This is a genomic window from Acidimicrobiales bacterium (genome assembly GCA_035540975.1).
In the GTDB taxonomy this organism is placed as follows: Bacteria; Actinomycetota; Acidimicrobiia; order Acidimicrobiales.
Genome location: DATLFN010000036.1, coordinates 1 through 11,633, shown reverse-complemented (window position 1 = coordinate 11,633; position 11,633 = coordinate 1). Strand labels below are relative to the sequence as shown.

The window sequence follows — 11,633 nt, the reverse complement described above, 5'->3', positions numbered from 1 at the left end:
GCCACCACGGCACCGTCGTTCCACGCCGCGACCAGGGCGTGCCACAGGGCCGAGCTCTTGAGCACCGACCGCAGGTGCAGCGGCGAGCCTCCGCCGAGGTAGACGAAGCGGGCCTCCCGGACGGCGGCCACGTTGGCCTCGTCCTCGGCGTCGGGGCGGCGCAGGACGGGCAGGCCGCGGACCTTGGCCCCCAGCCCCTCGAACCACCGGGCGGCCGTCTCCACCGCCCGCTCGGGGTGCTCGTAGGCGGCCGCCGTGGGCAGCACGACCACCTCGTGGCCGCCGCTGGCCTCGAGCAACGAGGCGTCGAACGCGCAGCCTTCGCGCCATTCGCCGCCGCCGACGAGGGCGAGGGGACCGGGCGTCGTCACCCGGACAACGTACTTCCGGCCGCGGCGCGCGGGACCAATGGAGCGGCGGAGCCGCGACCGCTACCGTGTTCGCCAGAAGACGGGCGTCTGGCGCTTGAGAAGGGTGCGGTTCTGGCCGATGCAGAAGCCGATGGTCGATCGCCGCGCCCTCCCGGGGCTCGTGGCCGGTCTCGCCGGGCTGGCGTCCGGCGTGGGCGCCCTCGTGCTCCAGGTCCCCGAGCTGGCCGTGGCGTCCGCCGGGTGCTCGCTGCTCGCCGGCGCCTCCGCCGTCCACCAGGTCCGTTCGCTGCGTGAAGCGGAGCGGGACGCCGCCGGCAGCGAGGCGCTGGCCCGCCTGCTCGACCTGCCCCGGGGGGCGCGGGGCCAGCCCCGTGAGCTGCTCGACCCCGAGACCGGGCTCCCCGACACCCCGTTCTTCAACCTGGCGCTGGAAGGCCGCGTGGCCGCCGCCCGCCGCCACCTGTGGCCGGTGACCGTGCTGCTCCTCGAGGTCGGCCTGGCCGACGACTGCAAGGCGGGGCGGGCCCGGTCCGAGGCCGTGGCCGGCTTCGCCGACCTGCTGCGGGCCACGCTCCGCGAGGCCGACATCGTGTGCCGTACCGGTGGCGTGCGCTTCTCGATCCTGCTGGACGACACCGGCGAGGAGGGCGGCGTGTGGACGGCCGAGCGCATCCAGGTCGCCGCCTCCCACGACATCTCCAAGGTGCGCCGCATGGCCGCCGGAGTGGCCACCTACCCGACCCACGGCCTGGAGGCGGGCGAGGTGCTCACCCGGGCGGAGGCCGCCCTGGCCCGGGCGTGTGCCAGTCCCGCCGGCCGGGGCCTCGGACACGTCGAGGTCGCCCTCCCCGACTTCGCCTGAGCCGGTCGGCGAGCGCCGCACGGCGACGCGCCACACGCGCGAGGTCGAGGTGGACCAGCGGGGACGGCCGGGGCGAGGCGCCCTCGTCGCCTGCGACTGATCGGGAGCTGCCGGCGCGCCTACGTGGCCCGGCCCGGTGGCGGTCGGCGCTCGCCCGCCCGGGCGGGCGCCCACCACCGCCCCGAGAAGCGCCACCCGGCGCTCGGGCCCCGTCGGGGCCGGGCCGGCGGCGGCGTGGGCGCGGGCGCCGGCGCCGGCCACGCCAGCGTCACGGCCGCCACGATGGCGGCCAGCTCCTCGGGCGTCGGCTCACAGGGGGACGTTGCCATGCTTGCGCCGGGGTTGCTCCTCGCGCTTGGTGCGGAGCATGGCCAGGCTGCGCACCAGCACCGCCCGGGTGTCGGCCGGGTCGATCACGTCGTCCACGTACCCGCGCTCGGCGGCGATGTAGGGGTTGACGTAGCGCTCGGTGTACTCGGCCACCAGCTCGCGCTTGCGGGCGTCCCGGTCCTCCGCCTCCGCCAGCTCCCGGCGGTAGACGATCTCGACCGCCCCGTCGGGCCCCATCACCGCGAACTCGGCGGAGGGCCACGCGTACGCCAGGTCGCACCCGATCGACTTGGAGTTCATCACCACGTAGGCGCCCCCGTACGCCTTGCGGGTGACGACGGTGACCCGGGGCACGGTGGCCTCGCAGAAGGCGTAGAGCAGCTTGGCGCCGTGGCGGATGATGCCGCCGTACTCCTGGTCGGTCCCGGGCAGGAACCCGGGCACGTCGACGAAGGTGACCAGCGGGACGTTGAAGGCGTCGCACGTGCGCACGAAGCGGGCCGCCTTCTCGGACGACTCGATGTCGAGCGCCCCGGCCAGGACGCGGGGCTGGTTGCCCACCACGCCCACCGGGTGGCCGTCGACCCGGGCGAAGCCGCACACCATGTTGGGGGCCCAGTGCGGGAAGTACTCCAGCAGTTCGCCGTCGTCCACCACGGCGGCCACGACCTCCTTCATGTCGTAGGGCCGCGTGGGGCTGGTGGGCACGATGTCGGCCAGCTCGGGCGTCGCCCGGGCGGGCTCGTCGGCGGGCTCGACGGAGGGCGGCTCCTCCAGGTTGTTCGACGGCAGGAAGGACAGGAGGTGGCGCACCGAGTCGAGGCACGCCTTCTCGTCGGTGGCGACGAACGTGCACACGCCCGACTTGGTGGCATGGGTCATGGCCCCGCCCAGCTCCTCGATGCTCACGTCCTCGCCCGTCACCGCCCGGACGACGTCGGGGCCGGTGATGAACATGTGGGAGCTCTCCCGGACCATGAACACGAAGTCGGTCATCGCCGGGCTGTAGACGGCGCCGCCCGCGCAGGGCCCCAGCACCACGCTGATCTGGGGGACCACACCGGAGAGGGCGACGTTGCGGGCGAAGATCTTGCCGTACATGTCCAGGGCGACCACGCCCTCCTGGATGCGGGCGCCGGCGCCGTCGTTGAGGCCGATCACGGGGACGCCGACGGCGGCGGCCAGGTCCATGACCTTGTGGACCTTCTCGCCGAACACCTCGCCCAGCGACCCGCCGAACACGGTGAAGTCCTGGCTGAACACGCACACGCGCCGGCCGTCGACGGTGCCGAAGCCGGTGATGACGCCGTCGGTGTACGGGCGGTTGTCGTCCAGCCCCATGCCCGACGCACGGTGGCGCGCCAGCATGTCCATCTCCTGGAACGAGCCCTTGTCGAGCAGGTACTCGACCCGCTCACGGGCGGTCATCTTCCCCCGGGCGTGCTGGCGCTCCACCGCCCGTTCGGAGCCGGCGTGGAGGGCCTCCTTCTTGCGCCTGGCCAGCTCGTCGATGCGATCGTCCACCGGGGGGAAGGCTACCGGCGACCCGGAGGCGGCGATGGGCGACACTGCCGGGCGTGCCGGTCGAGCCGCCTCCCCATCCGTGGGCGTTCCCGCCGCCGCGGCCGGGCGACGACCTGGTGGCGGTGGGCGCCGACCTGTCGCCCGCCACGCTGCTGGGCGCCTACCGGGCCGGGCTGTTCCCGATGCCCCTCGACGCCCCGGGCCCGGGCTGCCTCCTCGGGTGGTGGAGCCCCGAGGAGCGGGGCGTGCTGCCCCTCGACGGGCTGCGGGTGAGCCGCTCGCTGGCCCGTTCGTGCCGGCGCTTCCAGACCCGGGTCGACACGGCGTTCGCCGAGGTCGTCGAGGCGTGCGCCGACGCCCGCCGGCCCCAGGGGTGGATCACCGACGACATCCGCGACGCCTACGTCGAGCTCCACCGGCTGGGGTGGGCGCACAGCGTGGAGGCGTGGACGCCGGACGGTGAGCTGGCGGGCGGGCTGTACGGCGTCGCCGTCGGGGGCCTGTTCGCCGGCGAGTCCATGTTCCACCGACACACCGACGCGTCGAAGGTCGCCCTCGTGTCCCTCGTCGCGCTGCTCCGCCGGGGCGGCGCCTCGCTCCTCGACGTCCAGTGGCGGACCCCCCACCTGGCGTCGCTGGGTGTCGTGGCCATCCCTCGTGAGGAGTACCGCCGGCGCCTGGCCGAGGCGCTCGAGCGCCCTCTGCCGGCCGCCTTCGGCGGCCCCTGACCGTTCTCCGGACACCAGGAGCCGCCGAGCGGCGGTTTCCGTCCAGAGAACGCCTCAGGGAACGGCGCGGGCGGCGGCCAGGGCGCGGGCACGCGGCTCCAGCCCCGGCGCGTCGAGGTGCTCGCACACGGCGGTGAGCCCGTCGGTCGGGCCCGGCCAGCGCAGCTCGTCGACCGAGGCGAGCAACGACCGGTCCACCCGCAGCGTCGCCAGGTCGCGGAACAACAGGGCGCGGTCCCACTGCTGGGCCAGCGTGTTCGCCAGCGACCGGGCGCCCCGCACGTCCACGTCCCAGCGCTCGGCGATGCGGGGGACGTCCTCGAGGTGGCGGTAGCGCCCGAGCACGGCCGACGCCGCCTTGGCTCCCCAGCCCGGAAGCCCCGGGAACCCGTCCGCCGAGTCGCCCACCACGGCCAGCCAGTCGGGGATCGACACCGGGCCGACGCCGTAGCGGGCGACCACCGCCGCTTCGTCGGACACCACGCCCTTGCGCCGGTCGAGCTGCACCACCCGGTCGCCGACCACGCACTGGCCGAGGTCCTTGTCCGGCGTGCAGATCACGACCTGGGCGACCTCGGGGTCCTCGGCGCACACGACGGCGGCGGACGCCAGGGCGTCGTCCGCCTCGAGGTCGACCATCGCCCACACCCGGACGCCCATCGCCTCCAGCGCCTCCTCCAGGAGAGGGAACTGGGCCAGCAGGTCGGGGTCGACGCCCGAGCCGTCCTTGTAGCCCGGCCAGAGCTGGTTCCGGAACGACTCGATGACGTGGTCGGTCGCCACGCCCACGTGGGTGGCCCCGTCCTCCATGAGCGTGAGCACCGAGTGGAGGACGCCCCGGGTGGCGGCCGTGCGGGGTGACCGGGCGCGCACGTCGGGCGGCGTGCCGAAGTGGTGGCGGAACAGCTCGTAGGTGCCGTCGACGAGGTGGGCCCGGACGGTGTTCAAGGGCGTCGCCGCTCCTCCACCAGCTCGATGAGGGTGCCGAAGGCGCCCTTCGGGTGGAGGAAGGCGACGGTGGTGCCCCGGCTGCCCGTGCGTGGGTGCTCGTCCACCACCCGGGCGCCCTGCGCCCTCACCGCCTCCAGGGCCGCGCCGCAGTCGGCCACCCGGTACCCCACGTGGTGGACCCCCTCGCCGTGGCGGTCGAGGAAGCGGGCCACGGGCGAGGCCTCCCGCCACGGCGTGAGCAGCTGGACGTAGGAGCCCCCCACGGCCAGCAGCACCTCGTCGACGCCGTCGGCCTCGATCCGCTCCCGGTGGGCGACGCGCGCGCCGAACGTCCTCTGGTACCACCCGACGGCGGCGTCGAGGTCGCGGACGGCGATCCCGACGTGGTCGATCGCCGTGAGCAGCGGTTCGTCGCGAATCACCGGCGCACGCTAACGCCGGGCCGGAGCCGCCGCCCTCGCCGGCGCGTCACACGAGGCAGGAGGCGGTGTGCTGGTTGGAGTTGACGCTGAACCAGGCGCCCCGGGTGGCACGCACGACGAAGTAGTAGGTCGTCAGCGCCGAGAGCCCGGTGACCTGCTGGGTCAGGAGGGTCGTGGTGAGCGGCCCGAGGTTGTAGGGCCCTCCGTTGGTCGTGGACCACCTCACCTCGTAGCCCGTGGCCCACTCGCTGGGCGACGCCTCCCACGTCAGGGTGACGGTGCCGAGCAGGCAGCCGGCGGACGTCAGGTTGGTCGGCGGCTGGAGCGTCTCGGTCGTGACCGACCAGCCGCCCGACGCCGTGGCCGTGTCCACGAACGAGGCGAGGGCGAAGCGGGGCGCGACGGCCAGGACCGACGTCGCCACCACGGCCGTCACCACGGCGGCGGCGGTACGGCGCCGGCGCCGGTCGCCGCCGCGCTCACCCATCGTCCGGGCGCCGCCGGAGCGCCAGCATGGTCACCGCCGTCAGCAGGCAGCCGATGACGAACCCGCCGGGAGCGGTCGCCAGCCAGGCGGCGAACCGGCCCACCTCGGGGACCTGGCGTATGAGCCGGTCGGCCTCGACGACGCTGACCGGAGCGGGGTCGGCGTCCTCGTTGGCGTCCCCCTTGAGCGTCAGCTCGGCCGTCTCGCCACGGCGCTCCAGGCCCACCACCCGGTGGGTGACGCGGGTGTGATCGGGCCGCTCCACGGCGACGACGTCGCCCACCGCGATCTCGGCCGCCGCCACCCGCTGCACGAGCACCATGGAGCCGGTGGGGATGGTCGGCTCCATCGAGCCCGAGCGGACGACCAGCGGCCGCACCCCCGTGCGGGCGGCCACCACGGTGACGCCGGCCATGGCCAGGCCGAGCACGGCGGCCACCGTCAGGGCGATCTCCCCCAGGACGGCGGCGGTGCGCCGCCCGGCCCGGCCAAAGCCCGCCCGGGCCGCCGGGGTGGCGGCGGGCGGCGCCGGTGCGGTCGCCGGCCGGGGCGACTCGAAGACGCCCGGGACCTCGGCCACGGGAGCAACGTGAGGTGCAGGGACGGGCCCGGCGCGCCGGCCGGTGGGGAGGCGCGCCGCCCGGGGACCGGGACGGGACCGGGCGCGACGACCTCCCCGCCGGCGTGCGGCGGGGAGGATGTCGTCGTCGCTCCTGGTGTACACGGCGTCTCCTCCGGCGGCGTGCTCGAGGCCCTGCGCCGCCGCCGACCCCGTCGTCGGCGGCGGGAGCTGCGGGCCGGATCAGGCCTGGGTGGCGCTGAAGGTGAAGGTCGCCGTCGTCGTGGCGCCCTGGAAGGTGTCGTTCGCGGTGCTCGGGAGCTCCACCCGGAAGCAGGCCACCTCGCTGGCGCCGGCCGTCAGGGACCGGCTGGCGATGGCCCCCGCGCTGAGGGCACCCGAGGCGGTCATGGTGTCGAGCGACGCCGTGTATCCGACGCCGGCCGAATCGCACGTCGCCGCGTCGGCCACCTTCCTGATGCCGAGCGTCAGCTGGTCGCGCAGGCCCTTGCTGTCGGCGTTGGTGGCCGACGTCGCCATCGTGTAGGTGAAGCCGAGCGTGCCGGCGTTGGCGATGGTCAGGGGCGCGTACTTCACGTCGCCCGGCTTCATGTTCTCCATCTCGATCGAGGTGAACGCGTACGCGTCGTCCGTCTCGCCGCTGAGGAGCAGATCGACCGAGCCCGCCGTGAACGTCGAGGTCGCCGTTCCGGAGTCGGTGAAGGTCGCGAACGTGCCCGCCCACACCACCCCGGACAGCGCACCGAGGGAGAGGACGAGACGTACCTTCTTGCTGCGCATTGGATGAGGCCTCCTGTCACCCGACGACCTTGTCGTCGCCGCCGTGATCAGGTATCGACCGGCGGGTCCGGGAGCTCAGGGTGGTTTTCATACCGCCCGTTCCGGCTAAGCCTCGGGGACACGGACGGGCCAGGCCGCGATGGCGCCGTAGCATCGGTCGGTGCCCGGTTCGCTCATACTCGGTGGGGCAAGAACCCCCATCGGGAAGCTGGCGGGAGGCCTGAGCAGCCTCAGCGCCGTGGAGCTGGGCGGCATGGCCGTGTCCGCCGCCCTGGCGCGGGCCGGTGTGGACCCGGCCATCGTGGACTACGTGTTCCTGGGCCACGTGCTCCAGGCGGGCCAGGGACAGATCACCGCCCGCCAGGCGGCGGCGAGGGGCGGCGTCCCCATGACGACACCGGCCACGACCGTCAACAAGGTCTGCCTGTCCGGGCTCAACGCGATCTACCTGGCCGACCGGATGATCGCGGCCGGCGATGCCTCGATCGTGGTGGCGGGGGGCATGGAGTCGATGAGCGGAGCACCCCACCTCCTCCCCGGCGTCCGCTCCGGGTGGCGCCTGGGCGACGCCACGGCCGTCGACTCGATGCTCCACGACGGGCTGTTCTGCGCCTTCGACGAGTGCGCGATGGGCGCCGGCACCGAGCGGTACGCAGGGGATGCCGGGCTCTCCCGTGACCGCCAGGACGCCTTCGCAGCAGGCTCCCACGAGCGGGCCGCCAAGGCGACGGCCGCCGGGGTGCTGGCCGAGGAGATCGTGCCCGTGCCCGTGCCGCAGCGGCGGGGCGACCCCGTCGTGGTGGGCACCGACGAGGGCGTGCGGGCCGACACCACGTCGGAGAGCCTGGCCGGGCTGCGCCCCGCCTTCGCCGCCGACGGCACCATCACGGCCGGCAACGCCAGCCAGATCAGCGACGGGGCGGCCGCCGTGGTCCTCGCCTCCCGGGCCGCCGCCGACCGCCTGGGGCTGGCCGCGCTGGGCGAGGTCGTGTCCTACGGGCAGGTCGCGGGGCCGGATGCGTCGCTGCTGCACCAGCCCTCGCGGGCGGCCCTCCAGGCCCTCGGCAAGGCGGGACTGGACGTCGGCGACACCGACCTGTTCGAGATCAACGAGGCGTTCGCCGCCGTGGCGCTGGCGTCGATGGACGAGCTCGGGATCGACGACCGCGTCACCAACGTGAACGGCGGCGCCATCGCTCTCGGCCACCCGATCGGGATGAGCGGCACCCGCCTGGCGCTCACCCTCCTGCTCGAGCTGCGCCGGCGCGGCAGTGGCCTCGGCGTGGCCGCCCTGTGCGGCGGCGGCGGCCAGGGCGACGCCCTGGTGCTGCGCACGAGCGACCGCTGACCCCCGGCCCGGCGGCGCTCGGCCCCGGCCGACCAGGGCACGGCGGCGTCAGTCGTCGAAGGTGACCTTCACGGTGAAGCGGCCGAAGCCACCGTCCTGGCGGGCCACCATGCCGAACGCCGACAACGGCTCGAGGTTGGGCCTGACGTCCGCCTCGTAGTCGGCCCGGTCGTCGGGGTCGTCCAGGAGCAGTCGCTCGATCGTCTCCCGGATGGGGTCGATCATGGCCACCAGCTGCATCGTGGTGTTCTCGCCCGAACCGTCGGGCAGCGCGTCGCCGTAGGCGTCGCTGTCGGCCAGCTTGGCCCCGGCCCCGCCGGCCAGATCCTTGAGATAGTCGGGGTTCGTCGCCAGCACGAAGCGGTCGTCGAACAGGGCCATGGCCGGTTGCACCCGCTCGGTGAAGGGCTCGGGGACGACGTAGGCCGTCACGCCGTTCACGTCGAGCGTGTCCAGCTCGAAGCCCTGGTCGGAAAGGGCCTGGCGGATCTTGTCGACGGCCTGCTCGGCGCGGGCCTTGTCTGTGGGCTCCACGACCAGGGCGACGCTCGGGACCGTCTCGCCCTCCGGCACCGGCCCCACGGCCAGCACGAGCTCCCCGCCCATCCACGACAGGAGATCGTCCTGGAGGTCGAGCCCCGTCTGCTCCTCGATGTCGGCGAGGACGTCGGTGCCGAACCCGGCGATGGCCTCCAGCCCCTCGGTGGCGCCCCGGGCGACGTCGAAGAGCGTGAGGGCGGCGAGGGTGCCGGCGGGAAGGGAGCGGGTGAGCTCGGGCGTGGCCCCGTCCCCGCCCGCCTCGGAGGCGGCCACCGCCTGGAGGACGACCGCGGCGTCCTCGACGTGGACGTCGAGGGCCACGGTGGTGGCCTGGTCCACAAGCCTTTCGAGCGGGCCCAGGCCCCCGCCCCCGAACCCCTCGTCGAGGTCGCCCGCCAGGTCCAGGACCTTCTTGGTGTCGACCCAGGCGAGGATGAGCCGGTCGCCGGCCAGCTCGTCGACGACGCCGGTGAACGCCCTGGACGTGGCGAGGTCGCCGGAGTCCTTCTCCGCCTGGGCGGCGATCTGGTCGAGAGCCGCCTTCTCGCTCGCGTCATCGGCGTCCTCGGTGACGACCACGAAGTCGCCCAGCACCCGGTACGAGCCGGTGAAGTCCTCGTCCCGGGCCGCCTTGTCGAGCGCCGCCTTGGCCTTCTCCTCGTCGTCGCTCTCGATCATGGCGACGAACTGCGGGCCCTCCCCGTTCGCGGGAGGGAGGACCGCCAGCGCCACCTCGTTGCCCAACCAGGGCTCGACGTCCCGCTCGAAGTCGAGGCCGGTGTCCTCGATCAGCTCGGCGAGCAGACCGTCCCGGGCGTCCTCGAACTCGCCCTGGACCTCGTCGCGGGCGTCGGGGAAGCGGCGGGCGATGCTGAGCAGGTTGCGCTTCTGGTCGACCGAGGGGTCCAGGTTGACGCTGAGGAACGCCACCGCGTTTGCCGGGGTGATGCCGGCCGCCCGCTTGGTCTCGTCGGTCTTCCCGCCGCAGGCCGGCAACACGAGGAGCGCCGCTCCGAGGACGACCACGGTCACGAACCGCCTCATGCCCCACCTCCGTTCGGCCGCGGCGACGACGCCGGCGGCAGGACGACCTTACGGGTTCGTCGCCGGAGACGGAAGCGGCGAGGCGGACGAACCGCCCGCCGCCGGCTCATCGGGGCGCGCCACCCGCCGGTGACGACGCGGCCGGGTCACCCGCCCGGCGCGGCGTCGTACGCCTGGCTAGGCCTCGACCTCCCGGCGGCCCTGGAGGGCCCGGCCCAGGGTGAGCTCGTCGGCGTACTCGAGGTCGCCGCCGACGGGCAGCCCGCTGGCGATGCGGGTCACCCGGAGGCCGAGGGGCCCGAGCAGGCGGGCCAGGTACATGGCCGTGGCCTCCCCTTCGATGTTCGGGTTGGTGCACAGGATGACCTCGGTCACGCCCTCGGGCTCGAGGCGGGCGAGCAGCTCGCGGACGCGCAACTGCTCGGGGCCGATGCCCTCGATGGGGCTGATGGCGCCCTGGAGGACGTGATAGCGGCCGCCGTACTCGCGCGTCTTCTCCACCGCCACGATGTCGCGCGGCTCCTCGACCACGCACAGGACGTGCGGGTCACGGGAGCCGTCGGAGCAGATGCCGCAGCGGGCGTCGCCCTCCGGGGGCACCTCGGCCACGTTGAAGCAGCGCGTGCAGAACGACACCCGCTCCTTCACCTCGCCGATGGCGGTGGCGAGGCGGAGGGCGTCGATCTTGGGGAGCTTCAGCAGGTGGAACGCGATGCGCTGCGCCGACTTGGGGCCGATGCCCGGGAGCCGGCCCAGCTCCTCGATCAGGTCCTGGACGGGCCCGGCGTACACCCCTACAGGCCGGGGAGCCCGGCCCCTCCGAGGTCCAGACCGCCGAGCAGCGACTGGTTGAGCTCCTGGGCCCGCGTCAGCGCGTCGTTGGCGGCGGCGAGGACGAGGTCCTCGAGCATGCCGACGTCGTCCTTGTCGACCACCTCGGGGTCGAGGCTGACCGACACGAGCTTGCCGGCACCGGTGGCCTGGACCTTCACCACGCCGCCACCCGACTGGCCCTCCACGACCTGCTCGGCCGCTTCGGCCTGGGCCTGGACGAGCTGCTGCTGGACGGCCTGGGCCCGCTCCAGCAGAGCCCCGAGATCGAACGGCTCGCTCATGCGGCCCGCCCTCGGAACGACCTCACGTGGCTACCTCCTCAGCTCCGGGGAACGCGCGCTTGAGCTGCTCCTCGGGCGAGGTTATCGCCGGGGCGTCGCCCTGTGGCCCTCCAGTGCCGACGGCGTCGGCGTACATCTCGTCGTCCGACGCCGGGGCCTCGGTCCCGGTACCGGCGTCGGAGCCGGGGGGCGTGCTCTCGACCACGAGACGCAGCGGCACGGGGGTGGCGAAGTGGGCGGCCAGGGCCGCTTCCACCTCGGGGCGGACCTCCTGGCAGCGCACCAGGTAGTGCTGGTTGGGCAGGGCGAACAACGCCACGCCGTCCTCCACGGCCAGGAACCGACCGGCGCCGAAGCGGGCCTTGGCCCGCCCGCTGAGCGACGCGAGCACGGCGTCGCCCCAGGCCTTGGTGAGTGCGTCCCGCGACGGCGGCTCGCCATCCCCGGCCGTCCCGGCCACCGCCGCGGTGTCGCCCGCCCGCTCGGGAACGCGGGGCGGCGCAGCCGGCCCGGGACCGCCACCAGGCGGGCGGCCCGCGCCGGGCGGGGGT

At 74.4% G+C, this 11,633-nt stretch carries 15 protein-coding genes; 3 read left to right on the top strand and 12 right to left on the bottom strand.

Going from position 1 to position 11,633, the window contains the following annotated elements:
• A partial coding sequence (locus tag VM242_04620) for a Type 1 glutamine amidotransferase-like domain-containing protein (protein HVM04438.1) occupies positions 1–371 on the bottom strand: 371 nt, incomplete at its 3' end.
• A gap of 130 nt (positions 372–501) precedes the next feature.
• Here VM242_04620 and VM242_04615 point away from each other — a divergent pair.
• Positions 502–1,233 carry a diguanylate cyclase gene (locus VM242_04615; protein HVM04437.1) on the top strand — a complete coding sequence of 244 codons (732 nt, stop codon included), beginning with the start codon at positions 502–504 and terminating at the stop codon, positions 1,231–1,233.
• A gap of 119 nt (positions 1,234–1,352) precedes the next feature.
• Here the strand turns inward: VM242_04615 and VM242_04610 are convergent, their stop codons facing one another.
• Entirely contained in the window at positions 1,353–1,562 is a 210-nt protein-coding gene (locus VM242_04610; GenBank protein HVM04436.1) for a hypothetical protein, read from the bottom strand.
• Complete coding sequence (locus tag VM242_04605) at positions 1,543–3,087, bottom strand: acyl-CoA carboxylase subunit beta (GenBank protein HVM04435.1); 1,545 nt, start codon at positions 3,085–3,087, stop codon at positions 1,543–1,545. Before VM242_04605 ends, VM242_04610 begins: the two co-directional genes overlap by 20 nt.
• Before the next feature lie 53 nt (positions 3,088–3,140).
• On the opposite strand from VM242_04605, the gene aat reads away from it, so the two are divergent.
• Complete coding sequence (gene aat, locus VM242_04600) at positions 3,141–3,815, top strand: leucyl/phenylalanyl-tRNA--protein transferase (protein ID HVM04434.1); 675 nt, start codon at positions 3,141–3,143, stop codon at positions 3,813–3,815.
• A gap of 54 nt (positions 3,816–3,869) precedes the next feature.
• On the opposite strand, the gene VM242_04595 is transcribed toward aat, so the two are convergent.
• The 5 genes from VM242_04595 to VM242_04575 all read right to left on the bottom strand — a co-directional run bounded on the left by VM242_04595 (position 3,870) and on the right by VM242_04575 (position 7,035).
• Positions 3,870–4,763, bottom strand: a complete 894-nt coding sequence (locus VM242_04595) for a 5'-3' exonuclease H3TH domain-containing protein (GenBank protein HVM04433.1) — start codon at positions 4,761–4,763, stop codon at positions 3,870–3,872.
• Positions 4,760–5,188 carry a methylmalonyl-CoA epimerase gene (gene mce, locus VM242_04590; GenBank protein ID HVM04432.1) on the bottom strand — a complete coding sequence of 143 codons (429 nt, stop codon included), beginning with the start codon at positions 5,186–5,188 and terminating at the stop codon, positions 4,760–4,762. The genes VM242_04595 and mce overlap by 4 nt, the downstream gene beginning before the upstream one ends.
• Positions 5,189–5,234: 46 nt before the next feature.
• Complete coding sequence (locus tag VM242_04585) at positions 5,235–5,675, bottom strand: fibronectin type III domain-containing protein (protein ID HVM04431.1); 441 nt, start codon at positions 5,673–5,675, stop codon at positions 5,235–5,237.
• Positions 5,668–6,255, bottom strand: coding sequence for a signal peptidase I (locus VM242_04580; GenBank protein ID HVM04430.1), 588 nt, complete (start codon positions 6,253–6,255; stop codon positions 5,668–5,670). The genes VM242_04585 and VM242_04580 overlap by 8 nt, the downstream gene beginning before the upstream one ends.
• Positions 6,256–6,477: 222 nt before the next feature.
• Positions 6,478–7,035, bottom strand: a complete 558-nt coding sequence (locus tag VM242_04575) for a TasA family protein (GenBank protein HVM04429.1) — start codon at positions 7,033–7,035, stop codon at positions 6,478–6,480.
• A gap of 160 nt (positions 7,036–7,195) precedes the next feature.
• On the opposite strand from VM242_04575, the gene VM242_04570 reads away from it, so the two are divergent.
• Positions 7,196–8,383 (top strand): acetyl-CoA C-acetyltransferase, encoded by a 1,188-nt coding sequence (locus tag VM242_04570; GenBank protein HVM04428.1) that lies wholly within the window; start codon positions 7,196–7,198, stop codon positions 8,381–8,383.
• A gap of 48 nt (positions 8,384–8,431) precedes the next feature.
• Here VM242_04570 and VM242_04565 read toward each other — a convergent pair whose 3' ends face one another.
• The 4 genes from VM242_04565 to VM242_04550 form a co-directional block, all read right to left on the bottom strand.
• Positions 8,432–9,967 (bottom strand): DUF3352 domain-containing protein, encoded by a 1,536-nt coding sequence (locus tag VM242_04565; GenBank protein HVM04427.1) that lies wholly within the window; start codon positions 9,965–9,967, stop codon positions 8,432–8,434.
• A gap of 177 nt (positions 9,968–10,144) precedes the next feature.
• Positions 10,145–10,759, bottom strand: a complete 615-nt coding sequence (recR, locus tag VM242_04560; GenBank protein ID HVM04426.1) for a recombination mediator RecR — start codon at positions 10,757–10,759, stop codon at positions 10,145–10,147.
• 2 nt (positions 10,760–10,761) lie between these two features.
• Positions 10,762–11,082: a YbaB/EbfC family nucleoid-associated protein gene (locus tag VM242_04555; GenBank protein HVM04425.1), complete on the bottom strand. Its 321-nt coding sequence runs from the start codon at positions 11,080–11,082 to the stop codon at positions 10,762–10,764.
• A gap of 22 nt (positions 11,083–11,104) precedes the next feature.
• The coding region (locus tag VM242_04550; protein HVM04424.1) for a hypothetical protein at positions 11,105–11,633 on the bottom strand (529 nt) is incomplete at its 5' end.

Coding starts and splice junctions, on each gene's coding strand:
- VM242_04615 (HVM04437.1), top strand. CDS start 502: ATGGTCGATCGCCGCGCCCTCCCGGGGCTCGTGGCCGGTCTCGCCGGG.
- VM242_04610 (HVM04436.1), bottom strand. CDS start 1,562: ATGGCAACGTCCCCCTGTGAGCCGACGCCCGAGGAGCTGGCCGCCATC.
- VM242_04585 (HVM04431.1), bottom strand. CDS start 5,675: ATGGGTGAGCGCGGCGGCGACCGGCGCCGGCGCCGTACCGCCGCCGCC.
- VM242_04575 (HVM04429.1), bottom strand. CDS start 7,035: ATGCGCAGCAAGAAGGTACGTCTCGTCCTCTCCCTCGGTGCGCTGTCC.
- VM242_04565 (HVM04427.1), bottom strand. CDS start 9,967: ATGAGGCGGTTCGTGACCGTGGTCGTCCTCGGAGCGGCGCTCCTCGTG.
- VM242_04555 (HVM04425.1), bottom strand. CDS start 11,082: ATGAGCGAGCCGTTCGATCTCGGGGCTCTGCTGGAGCGGGCCCAGGCC.